This window comes from Sphingomonas melonis DAPP-PG 224, from assembly GCF_000379045.1.
Lineage (GTDB): Bacteria > Pseudomonadota > Alphaproteobacteria > Sphingomonadales > Sphingomonadaceae > Sphingomonas > Sphingomonas aquatilis.
Window position 1 is genome coordinate 2,222,627 of the sequence record NZ_KB900605.1, and the last position, 22,198, is coordinate 2,244,824.

The window sequence follows — 22,198 nt, forward strand, 5'->3', positions numbered from 1 at the left end:
GGGATCAGAAGAACAGGATCGCGCCGAGCGCCAAGGCGTCGGAGCTCGCGTCATTGCCGTTGTGCGCGCGCGACATGGTGTGGGTGTATTCGCCGATCAGCGTCACCCAGCTGTTCAGGCCATAGCGCGTCTGGCCGACCCAGCTCGCGTTGCGGCGGACGAGGGCGGAGATCGCCTCACCCTGGGCGCGCGACAGGTAGCTCGCGCCATAGCTCGCCCCCAGCGTCAGCTTGCCGATGCCGTAGGTGCCCTGGACGTAGTAGCCGTTGCTGTCGCGCTTGCGGCCGAGCGCATCGGTCGACAGCAGGAACAGGCCGATCGTGCCGACGCCGGTGCCGGTGTAATAATAGCCGGTCAGGCTTGCCGAACCGTAGGACAGTTTGGCGCCGGCATCGATCGCGCGGCCAGTATAGGCCGGCAAGCCGCCGATCGCGTCATGGCCCTGGATCAGCCCGCTGACCCACAGATGCGCACCGAGGCCTCCTTCGGTCGGCACGAGGTCGTAGGTCGCCTTGGCCTGGAAGCCGATCGTCTCGTTCGTCTCGGTGCGGCCGATCGTGGTGAGTGGCTGGAAGATGCCTGCCGCGAACTGGAAGCCGCCGAACTTGGGCGAGGCATAGGTGATCTGTGGCTGGAAGTCGGTGTAGATATACCCCAGCCCGATCCGGCCGAGCGACGTATTGGACGGCGCGGCATTGCCCGCGGCGGTGCCGACCGACAGCAATGTGATGTCGTTCAGGATCGCATCCGACCCGAACAGGCCGATATCGCGGCCGATCTTGATCTCGCCGAAGCCACTGCGACCGAACGTCAGATAGGTCTGGCGGAAATCGATGCCGGAGGTTTGCAGCGCCTGGGGGGCGCCCGCGCCGTTCGCGCCGGAATTGCCCAGGCTGGAATTGATGCCGGGATACATGCCGAAATGCGCGCCGACGTCCCAGCCGCCTTGGGTCGTCGAAACGTCGACCTTCAGGAAGCCGGGCAACAGCCCGTTGCGGATCGCCGACGTGTCGTTGCCGACGCTGGCGAGCCCGCCCGCGACGGTGTTCGCCGGCGTCGCCGCATCGGCGCTGTCATGGACGTAGAAGCCGTTGACGGAGCCGGAGAACTTCAGCGCGACATCGCCGATCATCAGCCCGACGCCGCTGTCCGCCATGCGCACCAGCTTCTTGTCGTCGAGCCGTTCGGCGGCGGCCTGCTGCGGCGCCTCTGCGGTGTTGGCGGCGGGGACGGGGCTGGGTTGTGCCGTCTTGCGGGCGAGCAGCGCCTGATATTCGTCCTCGGTCAGGATTCCCTTTTCCTTCAGCTTCAGCAGCAGCCCGTCGGTCGCATCCTGCGCCGCGGCGGGCGTGGCGATGGCGATGGATGCGAGGGCGACGGCGCCCAGCAGGCGGGCAACGGCTTTCATGCTAATCCTCCCCTGTTCGGCCCGTGGTCTCGGGCTCGTGTCGGCAAGGCTGATGGAGACGGGCGCGGCGCGGTATTGGACTTTCGATCCCGGACCAAAGTGGGATGGCGCGGCGATGACCCCGCCTTCCCTACCGCACGACCCCTAGCGGACGACGACGCCCCAGGGTGCGCGGCCGACCGGGACCGTGGCGACGGCCTTGGCACTGGCGAGATCGACGACGGTGACCGTGTCGGACAGGCCGTCGCTGGAAATGGCGCGGCGTCCATCCGGCGTGATCGCAACGCCCCACACGCGCGGGCCGACGGGAACGATGGCGCGCGTCTTGCGCGTCGCGGTGTCGACGATCGCGATCGCATTGCCGCGACCCAGAGCGATCACCGCCTGTCGCGCATCGGGGGTGAAGCGGATCTGCACGGGCATGACCTTCTCGGGAGCGATGCCCGGCACGGTGAAGTGCAACGTGTCGATCACTTGGCGGCTGGCGACGTCGATCACCGCCACGCTGTTGCCCAGCTCCGCCGACACCCACAGTTGCTTGCCGTCCGCAGTGAATTCGGCGTGGCGCGGCCGGTCGCCCGTCGGCGTGGTCGCCACCACCTCGCGCCGCGCGATGTCGATCCAGTGGACCGCATTGTCCGTTTCGGAGGTGGAGACCGCGAACCGTCCGTCGGGGCTGACCGCCATCCCTTCGGGCTCGACGCCGACGACGACCTGGAACGCGACCTTGCGGCCCGGCACGTCGATCGCGGTCACCGTCGCATCGCGTTCGTTCGAGGCGAACAGCAAGGTGCCGTCCGGCGACAGCGCGAAGGTTTCGGGATCCTCCCCCGACGGCAGGTTGGCGACGACCTTGCCCGATGCCAGATCGACCACCTGCACGGCGTTTTCGTCGCTGGCGCAGACGTACAATTGCTTGCCGTCACGCGACAGGACGATGCCGCGCGGGCGTCGGCCGACGGGCCAGGTCGCGGTGACCTTGAGCGTGGCGGCGTCGATGACGCTGATCGTATTGGCGCGCTCGTTCGAGACATAGATCGTCTCGGCGGTAGCGGGAGCGAGGGGGGCGGCGAGGGCCGCAATGAGGAGCAGGGATCGCATGACCGCATCCTAGCCCATCCCGGCGCGCCGCCCCTTCGTACCAAAGTCCAATAAGTCCCGATGCTTCGCCGCGGTTAGGGTCTCTGCCGAGCCGCCGTCAGGGCGGCGGGAGAGGATGATGCCGGTGAAGGGTTCGCGTATCGCATTCGTCTGTTCGGCACTGATCGCGGCGTCGTCGATCGGCTATAACGTGTTCGCGCATGGCAACGTCACGCCGCAGGCGGTCGACACCAGCAAGCTGCCCGACATCAAGCCCGACAACACGACATGGGTGACGAAGAACCCCTATCGCGACGACCCTCAGGTCTATGCGATGGCCAAGAAGATCGGCGAGAGCGCCTATGGCGGCAATTGCGCCCGCTGCCACGGGCTCGATGCGATCTCGGGCGGCATCGCCCCCGATCTGCGCTACCTCGACAAGGGCGAGGCCGGCGACGAATGGTTCATCCAGCGGTTCCAGCACGGCTCGTCGCGCGACGGCAAGGTCTATATGCCGCCGATGGGCGATGCGCTGGGGCAGAAGGCCGGCTGGGCGATCCGCTCCTGGCTCGACACGAAGCACGAGGAATGAGCGGGGCGTCCTGCCGCGCACCCACCCGCCGCGCGATGATCGCGGGCGCACTCGCGGCGGCCTTCGCCCCCGTCGGAGCGATGGCACGGGGGCTCGACACGATCACCGCGGCGGGTGTCGTGCGCATCGCGGTCTATCGCGATTTCGAACCTTGGTCGTGGAAGGGCGCCGATGGCACCGTCATGGGCATCGACGTCGACCTCGGCCGTGCGATCGCCAAGGCTTTGGGGGTGCGCGCGGAGATCGTCGACTTTCTGGCCGACGAGGATGTCGGCGACGATCTGCGCAACATGGTGTGGCGGGGCTCCTTGGTCGGCGGACAGACGTGCGACATCATGATGCACGTGCCGGTGGACCGGCAGCTGGCCCGCGCCAACGACCGCGCGGTGATCGGCGCGCCTTATTATCGCGAGGGCTTCCTGATGGCCTGCGGGGTCGACACCGATTGCGAGGTCGCCCCCGCCGCCTTGAAGGGCAAGCGGCTGGTGGCCGAGCTGGACAGCGTGCCCGACTTCTACTTTTCGGGCAGCTTCGGCGGCGTGTTGCGCACCGACACGCGCCATTTGATGAGCGGCTCGGCGGCGGTCGATGCGGTCAAGACAGGAGAAGCGGATGTCGTGCTCGCGACACGCGCGCAGATCGAGCATGCGCTCGCGGCTGGCGCGCCGCGGGTGAAGACGCGCAAGGGGCCTCTGCCGGCGCTGCCCAGCGCAGGCTGGGACGTGGGCCTGGCGGTGAAGGACGACAGCCGCGACCTCGCCGACCGGCTCGACCGGATCGTCGCCGGCCTGCGTAGCGACGGCACCGTCGCGGCGATCCTCGCCCACCACGGCGTCAGCGACCGCGCGCCGCTGGCGACTTGATCCAAGGTCCAATGCCACCGACGCGGATCCCGGATTAGGCTCGGCGTCATCAACCAAGGTCGCATGGACGGCCGAACGGAGGGGAGACGAGAGCGATGAAGACCATGGCGACCCGGTGCGCGATGCTGCTGGCCGGCACGATGCTGGCGACGGCGGTGACTGCGACCGAACCGCGCGCAGCCATCACGGCGGCCGCCACGACCCCGCCCGCCGCCGCCCCGGCTGCCGCTCCTGCCCCTGCTGCGGGTGCAGGGCCGACAGATGCGGACCTGATGAACGATGCGGCGACCCCCGGCGACGTCCTGACCTATGGCATGGGGCCGCGTGCGCAGCGGTTCAGCACGCTGACGCAGGTCAACGCCGCCAATGTTGCGCGCCTGGTCCCCGCTTTCTCCGCCAGCCTGGGCGGTGAGAAGCAGCGCGGGCAGGAAGCGCAGCCGATCGTCTATGACGGCGTGATCTACGTCACCGGCAGCTACAGCCGCCTGTTCGCGTTCGACGCGCGTTCGGGCGAGGAACTGTGGCAGTATGACGCGCGCCTGCCCGACGGGATCATGCCGTGCTGCGACGTCGTCAATCGCGGCGCCGCCATCTATGGCGACAAGATCATCTTCGGCACGCTCGATGCCCACATGGTCGCGCTGAACCGCAAGACCGGCAAGGTCATCTGGAACAAGACTTTGGCCCCCTATGACGCGGGCTACAGCTTCACCGCCGCGCCGATGATCGTGAAGGGCAAGGTGATCTACGGTAATTCCGGCGGCGAATTCGGCATCGTCGGCAAGGTCGAAGCGCGCGACGTCAACACCGGCGAGCTAATCTGGTCGCGTCCGACGATCGAGGGCCATATGGGCCAGCTGAACGGCAAGGATTCGACCATGACCGGCAAGCTCAATGCGAGCTGGCAGGGCGATCAGTGGAAGAACGGCGGCGGCGCGACCTGGCTGGGCGGCACCTACGATCCCGATACCAACCTGATCTACATGGGCACCGGCAATCCCGCGCCGTGGAACAGCCATCTGCGGCCCGGCAACAACCTCTATACCTCGTCGACGCTGGCGATCGATCCCGACACGGGCGAGATCAAATGGCATTACCAGACGACCCCGCATGACGGCTGGGACTTCGACGGCGTCAACGAATTCATTCCGTTTGATATGGACGGGCGGAAGCTGGGGGCGAAGGCCGATCGCAACGGCTATTTCTTCGTGCTCGACCGGACGAACGGTAAGTTCGTCTCCGCCAATCGCTTCGTCTCGCGCACCGACTGGGCGACCGGCTTCACCAAGGACGGCAAGCCGATTTACGATCCCGCCAAGCGCCCGCCCGCGCCCAGCGCCGAAAAGGGCGCCAGCGTGTTCGCCGCGCCCAGCTTCCTCGGCGGCAAGAACTGGATGCCGATGGCGTACAGCCAGCAGACCGGCATGTTCTACATCCCCTCCAACGAATGGGGCATGGACATCTGGAACGAGCCGATCGCCTATAAGAAGGGCGCGGCCTATCTGGGTGCCGGCTTCACGATCAAGCCGCTGAACCCCGACTATATCGGCGTGCTGCGTGCGATGGACCCCAAGACGGGCAAGATCGCGTGGGAATACAGGAACAAGGCGCCGTTGTGGGGCGGTGTACTGACCACCGCCGGCAATCTGGTCTTCACCGGCACGCCCGAGGGCTATTTGAAGGCGTTCGACGCCAAGACTGGCAAGGAGCTGTGGAAGTTCAACACCGGCTCCGGCGTCGTCGGCAGCCCGGTGACGTGGGAGCAGGACGGCGAGCAATATGTCGCGGTCATGAGCGGCTGGGGCGGCGCGGTGCCGCTGTGGGGCGGCGAGGTCGCGAAGGCGGTGCAGCATATCAACCAGGGCGGCGCGCTCTGGGTCTTCAAGCTGCCCAAGGCATGATCGGTTCGCAGGGGGCGTCGCCGGTCGCGGCGCCCTCTTCGCATCCGATCGCACTTATATTACAATCGTCTGCGGGGAGAGGGGGCGTGGAACGAGTCCTGATCGCGGACGATCATCCGCTGGTGCGTGACGGCTTGCGTACCGTCATTTCGGTCGCCTTCGACCAGGCCGACCTGTTCGAGGCATCATCGGTCGCCGAGGCGGTCGAGATCGTCGATCGCGAGGGTGATTTCGACCTCGTCCTGCTCGATCTCAACATGCCCGATGCGCGCGGCTTTTCCGGGCTGACGATGCTGCGCGACCGGTTTCCGTCGCTGCCCATCGTGCTCGTGTCCGCCGCGGCGGATAGCCAGGTCGTCAACGGCGCGATCGCCAACGGTGCCGCCGGGTTCATCCCCAAATCGCTGAAGCGCAGCCAGATCGTCGCGGCGATCCAGTCGATCCTGTCGGGCAACGTCTATATCCCCGACGATTTCGCCGCCCCGTCGGATGCCGAGGCGGAGATCGAGGGCATCCGCCGCCGGATCGGCACGCTGACGCCGCAGCAGCGCGTGGTGCTGGGGCTGGTCGTCGCAGGCAAGCTCAACAAGCAGATCGCCTATGAGCTCGACGTGTCGATGACGACGGTGAAGGCGCATGTCTCCGCCATCCTGTCGAAACTGAACGTCTACAGCCGCACGCAGGCGGTGATCCTGGCGAACAAGGTCGGGCTAGGGCGCTAGCGAACGCTGGCGAGCAGCGCCCGCAGTTGCGCGGGCTTCACCGGTTTCTGCAGGACGTGGAGCCCGGCGGCGAGCAGCTGTTCGCGCAGATCGGGCATACGGTCCGCCGTGATGATCGCCGCGGGCACCTTCGCGCCGATATCCTCGCGCAGCGTCGCGACCGCCGCATCGCCCAGCGTGTCCGACCCCAGATGATAGTCCGCGAGGATGACGTCCGGCCGTAGCCGAGACCGGCGGACGATCGCGCGCGCATCCTCCAGCGTCGCCGCGGTGCGCACCCGCACACCCCAGCCGCCCAGCATCGCCTGCATGCCGGCGAGGATCGATTCCTCATTGTCGAGCACGAGCACGGTCGACACGCCCAGCCCGCGTGCCGGCGCCGCGCTGGCTGTGGCGCCCGCCACACCCGTCGCGGCGAGGGGGGCTTCGATCGAGAAGATCGCCCCTGCGCCGAGCGCGCTATCCACGCGCACCGGGTGGCCGAGCATGCGGCTGGCGCGCTGCACGATGGCGAGGCCCAATCCGATGCCCTGCGACGCGCCCGTGTTGAGCCGGCGGAATTCGTCGAAGATCTCGGCATGATGCGACGGATCGATGCCGGGACCGGTATCGGCGACGGTGATCGCGACCGATCGCCCCTCGGCTCGCGCGGTCATGGTGATGCTGCCCCGCTCGGTATAGCGCACGGCGTTGGACAGGAAGTTCTGCAACACGCGCCGCAGCAGCCGCCGGTCGGAATGCACCCATAGCCGCGTCGGCACGACGTTCAGCGTCAGCCCCCGCTCGGCGGCCACGACCGCGAATTCGGCGCGCAACGCGGTGAACATCTCGTCGAGCGGGACATCGCCGAGGTCCGGGGTGATCGCGCCGGCATCGAGCTTGGAGATTTCGAGCAACGCCTCCAGCAGGCCTTCGATCGAATCGAGCGCCGATGCCGCCTGGTCGACGATCTTGCGATTGCTCTCGGCAAGGCGGCGGCCGGCCAGTGCGGAGACGAACAGGCGCGCGGCGTTCAGCGGTTGCAGCAGATCGTGGCTGGCGGCGGCGAGGAACCGCGTCTTCGATAGATTGGCCTGTTCCGCCGCCATCTTGGCCGCGCGCATCGCCAGCTCGGCCGCCTGCCGTTCGCGCACCTCCTGTTCCAGCTCACGCGTCCGCGCGGCGACCCGCTGTTCGAGGGCATCGGCGGTTTTCAGCCGTTCGGTGACGTCGTCGAAGCTCATCACCATGCCGCCGTCGGCCATCGGCTGGCGACGGATTTCGATCGAGCGGCCATCCGCCAGGCGGCGGATGGCGACGATCTCCTGCGTCGTCTCGGTGGGATCACTGCCCTGCGTATCGACCCAGCCCAGCGTGTCGGCGGCATCGGCGCGCGGCAGCTTCGTCTTGCACCATTTGACGAGCGCGGCGTGATCGGAGATGCGCTGCCGCATCCGCTGCGGCGCCAGATCGAGCAGGGTCAGCAGCGGATCGTTCCAGGCGAGCAGCGAGCGATCGGGGGCGAACAGGCACACGCCCTGCGGCATGGCGTCCAGCGTTCCCTGCAACACCACCGCGCGCTCGGCCAGCTCGCGTGCCCGTTGCCGTGCATCCTCCGCCTTGATGTCGGTGATGTCGGTGTAGACGCCGACGATCCCGCCTTCGCTGGTGCGCTGTTCGTTGACCTGGATCCAGCGCCCGTCGGCGAGCAGGATCACCTGCCCGCCATCGGCGACCTGATGGCGGCCGACGCGCTCGGACACCCAGCGCGCCGGCGAGACGAGCGGGCCGAGCGTCGATCCCACCTCGCAGATCGCACCGGCGATCTCGTCGAAGGCGACGCCCGGCTGGATGCGATCGGCGATCGTCGGCCACAGCGACAGATAGGTGCGGTTGCACAGCACCAGCCGATCGTCGGTGTCGAAGATGGCGAAGCCCTCGTCGAGCGCCTCGATCGCATCGCCCAGTCGCCGCCGTGCGGCATCGGCGGCATCGCGGGCGTGGGCGAGCGCGGCATTGCTCGCCGCCAGGTCGTCGAGTGCGCGTTCCAGATCGGCGGTGCGTTCGCGGACCTTGCTCTCCAGCGCGATCGCGGTTTCGAACACCGAAAAGGCGTTGCCCTGCAGGTCGGTCGAGCGTTCGACCCGGTCCATCAGCGACCGATTGATCCGCTCCAGCTTCGCGATCCGCGCCTCCAGCGCGGCGACGTGCGCGGCGTCGTCTCGCTGGCCGGTCATGGCCGCCCGATCGCCAGACCGGCGAAGGTCTGGTTGACGTGCAGCGCACGGAATTGCTCGCCATAGGTGTTGAAGCCGATGACGCCGCGTCGTGCGTAGAGGTCGGACACCGGTGTGCGCAGCTGACGCTGCGCGATCTCGACCGAATTGAGCACGCAATCGAAGCCGAGGATGCGATCGACGCCGCCGATGTCGCTGTCGAGCCGGTCGAACAACGCCTCCAGCCGGCCAACGATATCGTCGGCCTCGCCCAGCGTCAGCACGATCCCCTCGTCGATCGCGCAATAGAAGGTGAGGCTGCCGTCCGGGTTGGCGGACTGGATCGAGCGGACGTAATATTCGCCGCCCGCCCGCACCATCAGCGGGTGCGCCGCGAATACCGGCAGGCCGAGCTGATCGACCTGTGTCCCGACCAGCCGGGCATATTCCTCCGCGGCAGGCTCGGCGTTGATTTCATGGACGATGCGCCGTGTCGTGTCCGCGGCGGTGATCACCATCTTCACCTCGCCCGGCCGATAATGCTGCGCGCGGAACACGGTCATCGGCCGCGCAGTCGACAGGATCGCGATCACCGCGGCGTCGCGGCGAAACGCGCCGTCGTACAGGACGAAGGTCTCGCGGAAATCGAGGCCGTCGCCCGACGACCCACCGATCAGCGGCACGTCGCCCAGCGCATCCTGCAACGTCAGCGTCAGCATCTCTTCGCGGTGCGACAGGCCGTCGACCAGGAAGATCGCCGCATGATTGACGCGTCCGCCGAAATGCCGCGTCTCCTCGGTCGCCTGGGCCACCATCGACCGGACGCGCCGCTGCGCATCGCCGCCGTCGAAATGGTCGAGATCGGTGAAGCAGGTCGCGGTCAGGCGAAAGTCGCTGGCGGGGAAACCGATCGCGGTCAGCGTTCCTTCGCCCATACCGTCGGGGGTCAGTTCGCCCGACGACGTGCAGCCGACGATCGTCAGCCCCTCGCTGCGGCTGGCGATCGACTGCGCCAGCGCGTCCAGCGGATACCGGCTCGAACAGAATAGCAGGATGCCCGACAGTTCCGGCACGTCGAGCTGCCGGAACAGCGCGCGGATCGCCAGTTCGGGATCGTGTTCGCGCGTCGCGGCGACGCGAAGGTGGGACGAGGTGGGCACGGCGGCGATGATGGCAGCGGAGCGGGCGGCCGTCACGTATCATCTCCGCGCGGCGGTGGGCCGGCGGCGTCCAGTGCGTCGACCTCGGCATCGGTGAACACACGGCTGCGCACGATGAAGCGCAGGCCGTCGGGGCCTTCCAGCGAAAAGCCGGCGCCGCGACCGGGGACGACGTCGATCGTGATCTGGGTGTGGCGCCAATAGTCGAACTGCGCCGCGCCGATCCACACGGGGATGGCGGCGTAGTCCGGCCCGACGGTGCCGAGCAGGATGTCCTGCCCGCCGACGCGGAACTCGCCCGCCGGATAGCACATCGGCGCGGAGCCATCGCAGCAGCCGCCCGACTGATGGAACATCAGCGCCCCGTGCCGGCGGGTCAGATCCGCCATGACCGCATCGGCGGCGGCGGTGGACAGGACGCGCGGCGGAACGGTCATCGGCGGGGCCTTCGCAGACAAGGACGGCGACCCTCGCGAAGAGGGCCGCCGCTGTAGGATGCGGGGGTGGGTGGAAGAGTGGGCAGACAGTCCCCCGCGGTGGCAAGGATCAGAAGAAACCCAGCGCCTTGGGGCTGTAGCTGACCAGCAGGTTCTTGGTCTGCTGATAATGGTCCAGCATCATCTTGTGCGTTTCGCGGCCGATGCCCGACTGTTTGTAGCCGCCAAACGCGGCATGGGCGGGATAGGCGTGGTAGCAATTGGTCCAGACGCGTCCCGCCTGGATCGTCCGGCCGGCACGATAGGCGGTCGTCCCGTCGCGCGACCATACCCCGGCGCCCAGCCCGTAGAGCGTGTCGTTGGCGATCGCCATCGCATCGTCGAAGTCCTTGAAGGTGGTCACCGCGACGACGGGGCCGAAGATTTCCTCCTGGAACACGCGCATCTTGTTGTGCCCTTCCAGGATCGTCGGCGTGACGTAATAGCCTGCGTCCAGTTCGCCGCCGAGCTGCGCGCGGGTGCCGCCGGTCAGCACCTTCGCCCCCTCCGCCTTGCCGATGTCGATGTACGACAGGATCTTTTCGAGCTGGTCGTTCGAGGCCTGCGCACCGATCATCGTCGATGCGTCCAGCGGGCTGCCCTGCTTGATCGCCTGTACCCGTGCGATCGCCTTTTCCATGAAGCGGTCGTAGATCGATTCGTGGATCAGCGCGCGGCTGGGGCAGGTACACACCTCACCCTGGTTGAGCGCGAACAAGGCGAAGCCTTCCAGCGCCTTGTCCAGATAATCGTCGTGCGCGGTCATCACGTCGGCGAAGAAGATGTTGGGGCTCTTGCCGCCCAGCTCCAGCGTGACGGGGATCAGGTTTTCGGTCGCATATTGCATGATCAGGCGGCCGGTCGTCGTTTCGCCGGTGAAGGCGATCTTGGCGATCCGCTTGTTCTGCGCCAGCGGCTTGCCTGCCTCGACACCGAAGCCGTTGACGACGTTGAGCACGCCCGGCGGCAGCAGGTCGCCGATCACGTCCATCAGCACCATGATCGACATCGGCGTCTGTTCGGCGGGTTTCAGCACCACGCAATTGCCCGCGGCGAGCGCCGGCGCGAGCTTCCACACCGCCATCAGCAGCGGGAAATTCCAGGGAATGATCTGGCCGACGACGCCCAGCGGTTCGTGGAAGTGATAGGCGACGGTGTCGTGGTCGATCTCGGCGATTGACCCTTCCTGCGCGCGCAGGCAGCCGGCGAAATAGCGAAAATGATCGATCGCCAGCGGCAGGTCGGCGGCGGTGGTCTCGCGGATCGGCTTGCCGTTGTCGATCGTCTCGACCAGCGCCAGCAGCGACAGCCGTTCCTCCATCCGGTCGGCGATCTTGAGCAGGATGCGCGAGCGCTCGGTCGCGCTCATCCGGCCCCAGGCGTCTTTCGCCTTGTGCGCGGCGTCGAGCGCCAGTTCGATGTCCTCGGCGGTGCCGCGCGCGACCGAGCAGACGGTCTTGCCGGTGACGGGCGAGGGGTTGTCGAAATACTGGCCCCGCACCGGCGCCACCCAGTCGCCGCCGATGAAATTGTCGTAGCGCGGGCGGATCGCGATCTGCCCTTTCAGCTCGTCAAGCGCCTGTTGCAGCATGGGTCGTCTCCTAGGGGTCGCGCGCCGGCGGTCCTGCCGGTTCGGTCTCGTTGCGATGCCCCACTGTCTGCCTGCGGGGCGCCCTGCGCCATTGCACCAAAGGGCAATTGCCGCTGGCGGCGCGATGCGGGCACCCCGGCCGCATTCGGCGTCGGTCCCTGACGGCGCGTACGGGAGAGGAATGTCACCATGTTGAAGCTCGCCATCGTCGGCGCCGCCGCCGTCGCCACCCTCGCCGCTGCCGCGCCGGCCGCCGCGCGCGACATCGTCGTGCAGATGAAGAACGTCGGTACGGGCGGATCGATGGTGTTCGAACCAGCCTTCATCAAAGCGCAGCCGGGCGACACCATCCACTTCAAGCCGACCGACCCCAGCCACAATGCAGAGACGATCCCGACGATCCTGCCTGCCGGCGTCGCGCCGTCCAAGGGTCAGATGAACAAGGAATTCGTACTGCCGGTCACCGTGCCGGGGCTGTACGGCATCAAGTGCATGCCGCACTTTTCGATGGGCATGGTCGCGCTGGTGCAAGTGGGCAACGGCCCGTCCGCCAATCTCGCCGCCGCGCGGGCCGTGAAGCTGCCGCCGTTCGCCGCCAAGCGGATGACGCCGATGCTGGCGCAGGCCAAGTGAGCGCGCGGGAGGAAACGCCGATGTCTGCCGCGCTGATGGTCGCCTATCCCGCCGACGGGGGCGCCGCCTTCGATCGCGAATATTATGTCGCGACGCACCTGCCGCTCGTCCGGCACGCGCTGACGCCGCACGGGCTGACCGGTGTTGCGGGCTATTTCCCCGATCACGTGGGCGACATGCTCGCGGTCGCCATCCTGACCTTCACCGATGCCGCGTCGCGTGACGCGGCGCTGGCGTCGCGCGAGGCGGCGCCGGTGTTCGCCGACATCGCCAATTTCACGACCGCAACGCCGATCCCGATGCCGATGACGGTCGCCTGACGTCGGGGCGGGCCGGGGTTACCCGGTCCGCAGCGTCAGCCCCACCCACACGGTCCGCGGCGTCGCACGCTCGACGATCGCATTGCCGCTGATCCCCGTTTCGACCCGCGCATCGAAGACGTTCTCCGCGCGCAGCTCGACCCCCAGCGTGCGCGTGAGCGGCAAGGCGGCATAGCCGTCCAGCGTCGTCGCCGGCGCGAGCGAGCGGCTGTTCTGGTCGTCCTCGAACTGGCGGGCGGCGTGCCGCAGCGTCGTCGAGATCGCCGCGCCGCCCTTGCGCCAGCCGAGCGTAGCGGACGTCAGGTCGCGCGGCGTCTGCGCGGGCCGCAACCCGTCGAGCGCTGCCGCAGCGCCGCTGGCGACGACGCGGGGATCGACATGCGACCAGGACGCCTGGGCGAACGCCGGCCCGCTCTGCCAGCGGGCGTCCAGCTCCAGGCCGGTCGAGCGAATCGCATCCAGATTGCGGCGAACGCGGTAGATGCCGTTCGCGGCGACGAAGCCGACGCCGGGGAAGGTGCCGGGCCCGCGCCCAGCCGTAACGTTGGCGATCGCGCCGTCCAGCCGGTTCCAGAACACGGTCGCGGCGAATGAGATGCCGGCACCCGGCGCCAGCGTGACGCCGCCGTCGATCCCGCTCAACCGTTCGGGCTTTAGCGCGGCATTGGCGGCGACCGCATCGGCGCCGACGCGGAACGGCCGGTACAGCTCGTTGAGCGTCGGCAGGCGCCAGCCGCGATAGGCGGACGCGCGCAGCGTCACCGGCGCGACCGGCGTGACGGCAATACCGGCCCGTCCGGTCCATTCCGTCCCCCGCCGCTCCGGAAAGATGGCGTTGGTCAGCGGCGCGCCGGTGGCAATCACCGCCTCGCGCAGCGCGCCGTCCGTCAGCCGCCAGCGATCCACCCGCCCGCCGAGTGTCAGTGTCGCGGGTCCGGCGGTCAGGCTCGCGTCCGTGAACAGGCCATAGGTCAGCGCAGTGCCGCCCGCCACGCGCCGCCGCGTGGGCAGCGCGTTGACGTAGGTGTACAGCTCCTGCGTCTGCCCGGAGACGCGTCGCACGTCGGCGCCGAGCCGCAGATCGCGGCCTTCGCCGACCGGGGGCTTCACTTCGATGCGGCCGCCGGTGCCGGTGGCGGGCGTGTTATATTGGTCGAGCGTCTGCGTTGCGGTCGTCCGGGCGGCATCGACGCTGGCGAATTGCGACGCGAAGGCGCGCGTCTGTAGATAGGCGAGCGCGGACCAGCCCCAGTCGCCGCGCCCGATCAGGCGGACGCTGGCGTCGGCGCCCTGGCTGCGGTTGCGGGTGAAGGCCGTGCCGCGTTCGCGCGTGTCGGTGAAGCCCGACAGGTTGGTCTGCAATTCGGTCTGTCCACCGAGCGCGACCACGCTGCGTGCCGCGGCGGAAAACTGCTCGAACGGTGCTGCGCGATCGGCGGGGCCGCGGCTCTCCGCGACGGTCGGCACGAAGCCGTCTCCGCGATCATAGGCGGCGGACAGCGTGGCGAAGCCGCCGTCACGGCGCAGCAGACCCGATGCGGCAGCGGATAGCGACCGGCGGCTGCCGTACGCGAGGTCTGCGGCAAGCGTAGGCTGATCGGCGGGATCGGCGCTGTCGATCTCGATCGTGCCGGCGAGCGCGCCGGGCCCGAAATAGCCGCTGCCGCCACCACGCGTCACGCGGATCAGGCCGATGCGATCGGTGGCATAAGCGGGGAAGGGCACCCAGCCGCCGAACGGGTCCGCCTGCGGCACGCCATCCAGAACAAGGAGCGCGCGGCTGGACGCATTGCCGCCGATCCCGCGCAGCGACAGCCCCTGGCTGGTCGGATTGGCCGAGCGCGAATCGCTGCGGCGGAACTGCTGCAGCCCCGCGACATCGGCGAGCACCGTTTCCAGCCGACCGCTGGCGCTTTCGCGGATGCGCGCCGCGTCGATCGCGACGACGTCCGCCGTGCGATCGCCCGGTCGGGCGGGCAGGCCGCGACCGATCACGACGATGTCCTGCGTGGCAGAGGGGTCGGCGGCAGCCCGGTCCTGCGCGGCGGCGGGAAGGGCGGAGGTGCCGCACAGCAACAGGGCGATGGCTCGAACGATCATAACGGCTCCGGATAGGGGGTGATCGGCACCAGCGGGCGGCCCAGGTCGCGCCAGCCATCGACGCCTTCGGCGAACCAGCGCACCCGCCTATAGCCCGCCCGGCGCAAACGCCACGCCGCATTCCAGCTCATCCAGCAATCCGCCAGACAGAAGACGATCAGCGTGGCGCGCGGTGCGGCGGCATGCAGACGGGCGACGCCGCGAAGGAACCAGCGTTCGACGGCAGGGTCGATCGCTCCGCGCCCCGCTTCGGGAAACCAGGCCGCGCCCGCGATACTGCGCTGCTCGCGGGCGAGCCGCCAGTGGCCGTCGGCCGTCCGTACCGCGCCCTCGGCAGGCACGACGTCGATCAGCGTCGCGCGGCCGGCATCGACCAGTGCGGCGACCGTGGCGGCATCGATGCGCGCGACCCCGGGCGGTGGCGCCGGCACGACGCCGCGATAGTCGGCGATGCGATAGCCGCTCCGCGCATCGAAGCGCGCATCGGGCGTCGCCGCCGCGGGGGCGATCAGGGCGATAAGGCAGAGGGGCAGGTGGCGTCGCATCGTACCAAGGTGTCATGGTCGCGGACGGGCGACCTGCCTACCAGACTTAGGGATGAGGATCGCATCAGGCTCTCTCGTCGCGGCACTGCTTGTCGCCGTCTCCGCCCCGGCTTCCGCCACGCTGCCGGCCGATCCGCTGGCATCGCCGATGTGGGATTTCGTCGCCGATCAGGCGTTTGGAGCCGGCGCACGCGTCGCCTTCGATCCGCGCGTCAAGGTCCGCTTCCCGGACATCGCCGAAAACCAGCGCGTCTTCCCGGTCGAGGTCGACGCGCGGGGCATCGCCGACGTGAAGCGGATCGTCATTTTGGTCGATCTCAACCCGATCCAGCTGCCGATCGATTATCGGCTGGACGATGCCGAGCCGTTCATCGCGACGCGGATCAAGCTCGACCAGCGCACGCCGGTGCGGGGGGCGGTGCAGCTCGCCGACGGATCGTGGCTGGTGTCGGGCGGCTGGATCGATGCGGCGGGTGGCGGCTGTTCGGCGCCGCCGGCCAGCCGGGTCGGCGGCGACTGGGCGCAGCATCTGGGCGAGGTGCGCGGCGGCCTGTGGCGGACCGCGACGGGCCCACGCGCGCAGATCGCCTTCCGCCACCCGATGGACACCGGCTTCGTCGCCAATATCGCGAGCTATTATATCGATCAGCTGACGTTGACTGGCGCGGATGGACGGTCGCTCGGCATGGTCGCGATGCAGGCCGCGGTCGCCGAGGACCCAGTGCTGACGCTGTTGCCGCATGCGCGGACGGGCGAAGTGGTACGCTTCCACGCGCGCGACACCAACGGCATCGACTATCGCGGCACGCTGGCGGATCGCGGCGGTCCCGCCGCATGATCGATCGGCGGACGTTGATCGCCGCGGCGGGCGCCGCCCTCGCCGCGCCAGTGCTGGGGCAGGCGCTGGCCTATCACCTGACGCCGCACATGGTTGGGGACGGCCTCTGGCTGATCCGCGGGGCCGATGCGCCGATCGCGCGCGACAATGGCGGTGCGATCGCCAACATCGCGCTGATCGCCACCGATGCCGGTCCGGTACTGATCGATGCGGGACCGTCGCTACGCTATGGCGAGGCGTTGCAGGCGCTGGCGAAGACGCTGACGGGCAAGCCCGTGGCGCGCGTCTACCTCACGCATCTCCATCCCGACCACAGCTATGGCGACGCGGCGTTCGCGCCGGCGATCGTCGCGGCGACCCCGGGACTGATCGCGACGCTGACGCGCGACGGGCCGGGGTTTGCCGATGGCATGTACCGCCTGCTGGGCGACTGGATGCGCGGCACCGAGCTGCGCATCCCGGCGCATGTCGTGTCGAGCCCGCAGGAGGTCGTGGGTGGGCGGACGTTCCGTATGCTGCCGCTGTCGGGGCATAGCGCCGACGATCTCGCCATCCTCGACGAGGCGACGGGGACGCTGGTGGCGGGTGATCTCGTCTTCCACGATCGCGCGCCCTCGACGCCGCATGCCGATCTGTCGACGTGGCGGCGCTCGCTCGATACGCTGAAGGGGCTGGGGCATCGCGCGTTGATCCCCGGCCATGGCCCGTTCGACCCGACGCCCAATGCCGCCATCGACCAGACCCGCGATTGGATCGACTGGCTCGACGCCGCGCTGCGCCGGGCGGTGACAGACGGGCTCGACATGGTGGAGGCGGGCGATCTGCCGATCCCGCCCCGGTTCGCGACGCTGGCCGCGGCGCGATACGAATTGCAGCGCTCGGTCGCGCATTTCTATCCGACACTGGAGCGCACGCTCCTGCCGCGGGTCGATGCGCGATGACGGGGGTGCGTCCGCTGCGCTATGGTCTACTGGCTGCGACCGCGCTGATCGCAACACCTGCCGCGGCGCAGACGCTTGACCCCGCAGCGCAGGACGGTGGCGAGCCGCTGGTGATCGTCGGCACGCCGCTGGTCGATCCGGGCGAGGATATCGTCGGCTATCCCGCACAGCACGTGTCCGACGAACAGATCGCGCGCAGCCATGCGCTGGACCTGTCCGACTATCTGCGCAGACTGGCCGGGGGCGTGTTCGTCAACGAGGTGCAGGGCAACCCGCTGCAACCGGACATCAACTATCGCGGCTTCACCGCCTCGCCGCTGCTCGGCACGCCGCAGGGCTTGTCGGTCTACCTCGACGGCATCCGCATGAATCAGCCGTTCGGCGACGTGGTCAGCTGGGATTTGATTTCCACCTCCGCGATCCGGTCGACGACGTTGGTGCCGGGGGCGAATCCGCTGTTCGGGCGCAATTCGCTGGGCGGGGCGCTGGCGATCCGCACCAAGGACGGCCGATCCGATCCGGGCATGACCGCCGACATCGGCTATGGCAGTTTCGGCCGCTCGGTCACGCGCGCGACCGTCGGCGGGAGGCACAAGAGTTGGCATTGGTTCGCCTCCGCTGATTATTTCCGGGAACGGGGATGGCGCGACTATTCGCCCTCGCGCGCCGGCCAGCTGTTCGGCAAGGTCGGCTGGGTCGATGGCGGCACCGATATCGCGCTGTCGGGCAGTGTCGCCGACAGCGACCTCAACGGTAACGGCCTGCAGGAGATGCGGCTGCTCGCGAAGGAGCCGGCGAGCGTCTACACGCACCCCGACACGACACGGAATCGCGGCTGGTACGGCAATGCGACGCTGTCGCAGCAGCTGTCGGACCGGCTGACGCTGTCCGCCAACGCCTTCTACCGTGGCATCCGTACCCGCACGGTCAACGGCGACGTCAACGAAGGCGCGTTAGGCGAAAACCTGTACCAACCCAATGCGGTAGAGCGTGCCGCTCTGGCGACGGCGGGCTATTCGGGCGTCCCCACCTCCGGCGAAACGCAGGCGAACACCCCGTTTCCACGCTGGCGCTGCATCGCCAACGTGCTGTTGAACAGCGAGCCGAACGAGAAATGCAACGGCCTGGTCAACCGCACCGCGACCCGCCAGCGCGAATGGGGCGCGACGGCGGAGCTGACGTGGACCGCCGGTGCGAACCGACTGACGCTGGGTGCGGCCTATGTCGATGGGCGTGCCGACTTCACCCAGTCGTCGCAATTCGGCTATCTGACGTCGGATCGTGGCGTGGTCGCGGTGACGGGGCCGGGGGCCTTCGCCGATGGGACGCAGGCGTCGGAAAATGCGTTCGATGCGCGCGTCGATCTGTCTGCCGGCACCCGCGTCGTCAGTCTTTACGCGCTCGACGGGCTGGACGTCACGCCGACGCTCCATGTCGATCTGTCGGGGCGGTTCGACTGGACGATCGTGCGCAACCGCGACCGGATCACGCCGGGCGGTGGCACGGGATCGTTGGATGGCGATCACCGCTTCCAGCGGTTCAACCCCGCCATCGCGCTGCGCTGGACCCCGCTGGCGCCGGTGGCAATCGATCTCGCGGTCGCCCGGACCAGCCGGGCGCCGTCGGCAATCGAGCTCGGTTGCGCCGATCCGCGCAGCCCGTGCCGCCTACCGAATGCGCTCGCCGGCGACCCGCCGCTCGCGCAGGTCGTCGCGCAGACGGTGGAGGGCGGGGTGACGCTGACGCACGGCGCCGTCCGGCTAAGGGCTGACGCGTTCCGCACCGTCAGCCGCGACGACATCCTGTTCGTCGCCAGCGACCAGACCGGCTTGGGCTATTTCCGCAACTTCGGCCGTACCCGGCGGCAGGGCGCAGACCTCGATCTGTCGGCACGGCTCGGTGCGATCGGGCTGTCGGCGCATTACACCTTGCTCGACGCCACCTATCGCAGTGCCGAGACGGTCGGCGGCGCCGGCAACAGCAGCAACGACGGCCCCGCACCGGGCTTCGACGGCACGATCGCCATCGCGCGCGGCGACCGAATCCCGTTGATCCCGCGTCATCTGCTCAAGGGCGCCGTGACGGTCGATGCCACACGCTGGCTGACGCTCTCCGCGGACGTCGTCGCCAGCGCCGGCGTGATCGCGCGCGGCAACGAGAATGGCGCGCATCGGCCCGACGGCGTCTATTATTTGGGGCAGGGGCGCACCAGTCCCTATGCGGTGGCCAATGCCGCGGCAGAGGTGCGACCGGGCAGGGGCATCACGCTCTACGTCCAGGTGAGCAACGTGTTCGACAAGCGCTACACGACCGCGGCACAGCTTGGCGCGACCGCCTTCGATGCGTCCGGCCGGTTCGTCGCACGGCCGTTTGCCGCGCCGGTGATCGACGGCGAACGGCCATTGCTGCACGCGTCGTTTCAGGCACCCGGCGCGCCGCGCTCGGCGCAGTTCGGCATGCGGCTGGGCTTCTGAACGGGCAACGCCGCGCGGATGCGATCCCATCGCGTCCCGCGCGGCGCCACCGGTCATCAGGCGCCGAAATGCACCGTCCCGGTCAGCCCCCACGTGCGGGGCTTGGCGTAGACGCCGGCAACCGTCCCGTCGAACAGCGTATTGTCATAGCCGTAGACGCGATAGCGCTCGGCAAACAGGTTGTTGACGAACAGGGCGATGTCCCAGCGGTCCGCCGGGCCGGCAAAGCCGATCCGCGCATTGGCGACCGTATAGGCTCGCTCCCGCTCGACCGGCGCGCACAGCACCGTGAAGCAGAAGCTGCTCGAATGCTGCGCATCCGCCTGCAGCGAGGCGGTGCCACCCGCGACCGCGAATTCGTAGCGGGCCAAGAGGTTGCCCGAAAAGCTCGGCGCCTGCGGCAGGCGGTGGTCTTCCACGGTGACCAGATCGGGCAGCTCGACGTTGCGGACCTTCGTGTCGAGGAACGACGCATTGGCCTGTAGCGTCAGGCCCCGGATCGGGCGCGTCGCGAACTCGACCTCCAGCCCCGCCGATTTTGCGGGCAGGTTCACGACCGTCTGCACGGTCGAATATTGGGCGAAGGCCTGGTAATTCTGATAATCGTAGTAGAAGGCCGACAGGTTCAGCGTCGTGCCCGGTGCAAGCCGCGTCTTGGCGCCGACTTCCCAGGCGTTGAGCGTTTCTGGCCGATAGTTGATGCCGTTCAGCGCCGCCGCCTCCGATCCGGGGAAGGGCGTGCCCGTCGAGAAGGTGAAGCCACCGCTCTTCGACCCGCGGTTATAGCTCGCATACAGCAGCACGTGGTCGGTCGGCTTGTAGTTGATCAGCGCACGCGCCGTGACCCCGTCAAACACGGGGGTGGCATCGGCCGGCGTCGCGGTGATGCCGGTCCGCGGTTGAATCACGCCGAACGAGCCATAAGCGACCTGGCGCGGGTTGAAGATGATCGACACGCCGGTGCTGGGCTCCGACCCGAAATAGCGGCCGGTCTTGCGATCGTTCCAATAGCGCAGGCCACCGACCAGCGTCACGCGATCGGCAACCTTCCATTCGTTCTGCACGAAGAAGGCGTAGGACCGCGTGTTCTGCGAAAAGGCGACGGTGGGGTCGTAGCCGTAGAAGAGCGAGGCGTATTTGCCGGTATAATTGCCGTCGATCGACATGGCGAAGGCGCCGGCGGTCAGCTGATTGGCGCCCAGATCCGCCTGCAGGCGGACTTCCTGCGACCATTGGTCGATCCGCGATCCTTGCGTGAAGTACACGCCACTGGCGGGCGAGGAATCGCCGTCTTCGGTGTAGAATTTGTCGCCGTGCTGGTAATCGGTGATCGTGACCAGCGTCACCGCATCCGACACGCGTGCCTGGATCTTCAGGTCCGCACCGAAGACCTTGCGATCGACATAGCTCGGATCGGTCGCGGCCGTCTTGTACGGATCGCCGCCGCGTGCGGGATTGATCGCGTCGTTGCGATAGCCCGCGCCCGTTTCGCCCGGGCCGGTCCCCCAAAAGGCGCAGCTGCGATCGGGGGCCAGCACCTCGCCTTGCAGTCGGGCATTGGGACAGCTCGCGACCAGCGAATACAGACCGGCCTGCCGTTCCTTGTCGGCGCGCATGTAGCGCAGCGTCAGCGTCGACTCGATATCGGCATTGGGTTGCCATGCCACGATGCCGCGCAAGGCCCAGTGATTGTTGGCGCCGCGGGCAGGCGCGCCCGGGTTGATATTGCGGATGTACCCCTTGTCCCGGTTGCGGGTGCCCGCGACGCGGACCTGGAGATTGTCGGTCAGCGGCCCCGACACGGCGCCCTCGGTGATGATCTGCCCATAGCTTCCGACCGTGACGGAGCCGTAGCCGTCCAGCTCGCGGGTCGGCTGGTTGGAGATGAACTGCACCGCGCCGCCCGTTGCGTTGCGGCCGAACAGCGTCCCCTGCGGCCCACGCAGCACCTCGACCCGTGCGAGGTCGAAGGTCGGGAAGCTGGCGAGGTTGATCGAGCTGGAATAGCTGTCGTCCTGATAGACGGCGACGGGCGGCTCCTGCTGGTCGCCATAATCGTTCTGCGACACACCGCGAATGTTGAACACCACCTGCGAGCTGGAATAGGCGTTCATCTTCAATTCCGGGACGGCGCGTGTCAGATCCGTCGCGGTCTGCACGTTCATGTCGCGCAGCGAATCCGCCGTCATCACCGATACGGCGATACCGACATCCTGAAGTTTTTGTTCACGCCGTTGGGCCGTGACGACGATGTCGTCCGAGTCTTTGGCCTGATCCTTGGAGTGTTCCTCGGAGTGTTCCTTGTCCTGCGCGGCAGCGATCGGGGACCATGCCAAGACGGCACATGTCGTAACCGTAG

General features: G+C 68.2%; 18 protein-coding genes. 9 read left to right on the forward strand and 9 right to left on the reverse strand.

Annotated features, from left to right (window positions below; genetic code table 11):
- Positions 1 to 4: 4 nt before the first annotated feature.
- Positions 5 to 1,408, reverse strand: coding sequence for a porin family protein (locus SPHME3_RS0110900; protein WP_017979129.1), 1,404 nt, complete (start codon positions 1,406 to 1,408; stop codon positions 5 to 7).
- Between the two features lie 144 nt (positions 1,409 to 1,552).
- The gene (locus tag SPHME3_RS0110905) at positions 1,553 to 2,509 is read right to left on the reverse strand and encodes a PQQ-dependent catabolism-associated beta-propeller protein (RefSeq protein ID WP_017979128.1); all 957 of its coding nucleotides are present in this window, start codon (positions 2,507 to 2,509) and stop codon (positions 1,553 to 1,555) included.
- A 118-nt stretch (positions 2,510 to 2,627) separates the two neighbouring features.
- Between SPHME3_RS0110905 and pedF the strand changes: the two genes are divergently transcribed.
- The 4 genes from pedF (at position 2,628) to SPHME3_RS0110925 (ending at position 6,566) form a co-directional block, all read left to right on the forward strand.
- Positions 2,628 to 3,080: a cytochrome c-550 PedF gene (gene pedF, locus SPHME3_RS0110910; RefSeq protein ID WP_017979127.1), complete on the forward strand. Its 453-nt coding sequence runs from the start codon at positions 2,628 to 2,630 to the stop codon at positions 3,078 to 3,080.
- On the forward strand, positions 3,077 to 3,943 hold the full coding sequence (locus SPHME3_RS0110915) for a substrate-binding periplasmic protein (RefSeq protein ID WP_017979126.1): 867 nt from the start codon (positions 3,077 to 3,079) through the stop codon (positions 3,941 to 3,943). The genes pedF and SPHME3_RS0110915 overlap by 4 nt, the downstream gene beginning before the upstream one ends.
- Before the next feature lie 140 nt (positions 3,944 to 4,083).
- A complete protein-coding gene (locus tag SPHME3_RS0110920) occupies positions 4,084 to 5,844 on the forward strand; it encodes a methanol/ethanol family PQQ-dependent dehydrogenase (protein WP_375292521.1) in 1,761 nt (586 codons plus the stop codon).
- Between the two features lie 86 nt (positions 5,845 to 5,930).
- On the forward strand, positions 5,931 to 6,566 hold the full coding sequence (locus SPHME3_RS0110925) for a response regulator (RefSeq protein ID WP_017979124.1): 636 nt from the start codon (positions 5,931 to 5,933) through the stop codon (positions 6,564 to 6,566).
- Here SPHME3_RS0110925 and SPHME3_RS0110930 read toward each other — a convergent pair.
- The 4 genes from SPHME3_RS0110930 to adh all read right to left on the reverse strand — a co-directional run bounded on the left by SPHME3_RS0110930 (position 6,563) and on the right by adh (position 11,988).
- Positions 6,563 to 8,782, reverse strand: coding sequence for a hybrid sensor histidine kinase/response regulator (locus SPHME3_RS0110930; RefSeq protein ID WP_017979123.1), 2,220 nt, complete (start codon positions 8,780 to 8,782; stop codon positions 6,563 to 6,565). The genes SPHME3_RS0110925 and SPHME3_RS0110930 overlap by 4 nt on opposite strands.
- Complete coding sequence (locus SPHME3_RS0110935; protein WP_017979122.1) at positions 8,779 to 9,957, reverse strand: FIST N-terminal domain-containing protein; 1,179 nt, start codon at positions 9,955 to 9,957, stop codon at positions 8,779 to 8,781. Before SPHME3_RS0110935 ends, SPHME3_RS0110930 begins: the two co-directional genes overlap by 4 nt.
- Entirely contained in the window at positions 9,954 to 10,358 is a 405-nt protein-coding gene (locus SPHME3_RS0110940; RefSeq protein WP_017979121.1) for a DUF779 domain-containing protein, read from the reverse strand. The genes SPHME3_RS0110935 and SPHME3_RS0110940 overlap by 4 nt, the downstream gene beginning before the upstream one ends.
- A 109-nt stretch (positions 10,359 to 10,467) precedes the next feature.
- Positions 10,468 to 11,988, reverse strand: coding sequence for an aldehyde dehydrogenase (adh, locus tag SPHME3_RS0110945; RefSeq protein ID WP_017979120.1), 1,521 nt, complete (start codon positions 11,986 to 11,988; stop codon positions 10,468 to 10,470).
- Positions 11,989 to 12,177: 189 nt separating this feature from the next.
- Here adh and SPHME3_RS0110950 point away from each other — a divergent pair, with 189 nt between their 5' ends.
- Positions 12,178 to 12,621, forward strand: coding sequence for a pseudoazurin (locus SPHME3_RS0110950; RefSeq protein ID WP_017979119.1), 444 nt, complete (start codon positions 12,178 to 12,180; stop codon positions 12,619 to 12,621).
- A gap of 20 nt (positions 12,622 to 12,641) precedes the next feature.
- Complete coding sequence (locus tag SPHME3_RS0110955; RefSeq protein WP_020486524.1) at positions 12,642 to 12,941, forward strand: EthD family reductase; 300 nt, start codon at positions 12,642 to 12,644, stop codon at positions 12,939 to 12,941.
- Between the two features lie 18 nt (positions 12,942 to 12,959).
- Here SPHME3_RS0110955 and SPHME3_RS0110960 read toward each other — a convergent pair whose 3' ends face one another.
- Positions 12,960 to 15,041 (reverse strand): TonB-dependent receptor, encoded by a 2,082-nt coding sequence (locus tag SPHME3_RS0110960; protein ID WP_017979117.1) that lies wholly within the window; start codon positions 15,039 to 15,041, stop codon positions 12,960 to 12,962.
- Entirely contained in the window at positions 15,038 to 15,586 is a 549-nt protein-coding gene (locus SPHME3_RS0110965; protein WP_017979116.1) for a rhodanese-like domain-containing protein, read from the reverse strand. The genes SPHME3_RS0110960 and SPHME3_RS0110965 overlap by 4 nt, the downstream gene beginning before the upstream one ends.
- A 52-nt stretch (positions 15,587 to 15,638) precedes the next feature.
- Between SPHME3_RS0110965 and SPHME3_RS0110970 the strand changes: the two genes are divergently transcribed.
- The 3 genes from SPHME3_RS0110970 to SPHME3_RS0110980 are packed head-to-tail and all read left to right on the forward strand — an operon-like array spanning position 15,639 to position 19,839.
- A complete protein-coding gene (locus tag SPHME3_RS0110970; RefSeq protein WP_020486523.1) occupies positions 15,639 to 16,424 on the forward strand; it encodes a quinoprotein dehydrogenase-associated SoxYZ-like carrier in 786 nt (261 codons plus the stop codon).
- Positions 16,421 to 17,365, forward strand: a complete 945-nt coding sequence (locus SPHME3_RS0110975; RefSeq protein WP_017979114.1) for a quinoprotein relay system zinc metallohydrolase 1 — start codon at positions 16,421 to 16,423, stop codon at positions 17,363 to 17,365. Before SPHME3_RS0110970 ends, SPHME3_RS0110975 begins: the two co-directional genes overlap by 4 nt.
- Positions 17,362 to 19,839: a TonB-dependent receptor gene (locus SPHME3_RS0110980; protein WP_018250714.1), complete on the forward strand. Its 2,478-nt coding sequence runs from the start codon at positions 17,362 to 17,364 to the stop codon at positions 19,837 to 19,839. Before SPHME3_RS0110975 ends, SPHME3_RS0110980 begins: the two co-directional genes overlap by 4 nt.
- A gap of 56 nt (positions 19,840 to 19,895) precedes the next feature.
- Here SPHME3_RS0110980 and SPHME3_RS0110985 read toward each other — a convergent pair whose 3' ends face one another.
- The gene (locus tag SPHME3_RS0110985) at positions 19,896 to 22,175 is read right to left on the reverse strand and encodes a TonB-dependent receptor (protein WP_231372520.1); all 2,280 of its coding nucleotides are present in this window, start codon (positions 22,173 to 22,175) and stop codon (positions 19,896 to 19,898) included.
- Positions 22,176 to 22,198 lie beyond the last annotated feature (23 nt).

Excerpts from the sequence above, each read along its gene's own strand:
- SPHME3_RS0110900 (WP_017979129.1), bottom strand. The coding sequence starts at position 1,408 with ATGAAAGCCGTTGCCCGCCTGCTGGGCGCCGTCGCCCTCGCATCCATC.
- SPHME3_RS0110905 (WP_017979128.1), bottom strand. The coding sequence starts at position 2,509 with ATGCGATCCCTGCTCCTCATTGCGGCCCTCGCCGCCCCCCTCGCTCCC.
- pedF (WP_017979127.1), top strand. The coding sequence starts at position 2,628 with ATGCCGGTGAAGGGTTCGCGTATCGCATTCGTCTGTTCGGCACTGATC.
- SPHME3_RS0110915 (WP_017979126.1), top strand. The coding sequence starts at position 3,077 with ATGAGCGGGGCGTCCTGCCGCGCACCCACCCGCCGCGCGATGATCGCG.
- SPHME3_RS0110920 (WP_375292521.1), top strand. The coding sequence starts at position 4,084 with ATGCTGGCGACGGCGGTGACTGCGACCGAACCGCGCGCAGCCATCACG.
- SPHME3_RS0110930 (WP_017979123.1), bottom strand. The coding sequence starts at position 8,782 with ATGACCGGCCAGCGAGACGACGCCGCGCACGTCGCCGCGCTGGAGGCG.
- SPHME3_RS0110940 (WP_017979121.1), bottom strand. The coding sequence starts at position 10,358 with ATGACCGTTCCGCCGCGCGTCCTGTCCACCGCCGCCGCCGATGCGGTC.
- adh (WP_017979120.1), bottom strand. The coding sequence starts at position 11,988 with ATGCTGCAACAGGCGCTTGACGAGCTGAAAGGGCAGATCGCGATCCGC.
- SPHME3_RS0110950 (WP_017979119.1), top strand. The coding sequence starts at position 12,178 with ATGTTGAAGCTCGCCATCGTCGGCGCCGCCGCCGTCGCCACCCTCGCC.
- SPHME3_RS0110955 (WP_020486524.1), top strand. The coding sequence starts at position 12,642 with ATGTCTGCCGCGCTGATGGTCGCCTATCCCGCCGACGGGGGCGCCGCC.
- SPHME3_RS0110960 (WP_017979117.1), bottom strand. The coding sequence starts at position 15,041 with ATGATCGTTCGAGCCATCGCCCTGTTGCTGTGCGGCACCTCCGCCCTT.
- SPHME3_RS0110965 (WP_017979116.1), bottom strand. The coding sequence starts at position 15,586 with ATGCGACGCCACCTGCCCCTCTGCCTTATCGCCCTGATCGCCCCCGCG.
- SPHME3_RS0110970 (WP_020486523.1), top strand. The coding sequence starts at position 15,639 with ATGAGGATCGCATCAGGCTCTCTCGTCGCGGCACTGCTTGTCGCCGTC.
- SPHME3_RS0110975 (WP_017979114.1), top strand. The coding sequence starts at position 16,421 with ATGATCGATCGGCGGACGTTGATCGCCGCGGCGGGCGCCGCCCTCGCC.
- SPHME3_RS0110980 (WP_018250714.1), top strand. The coding sequence starts at position 17,362 with ATGACGGGGGTGCGTCCGCTGCGCTATGGTCTACTGGCTGCGACCGCG.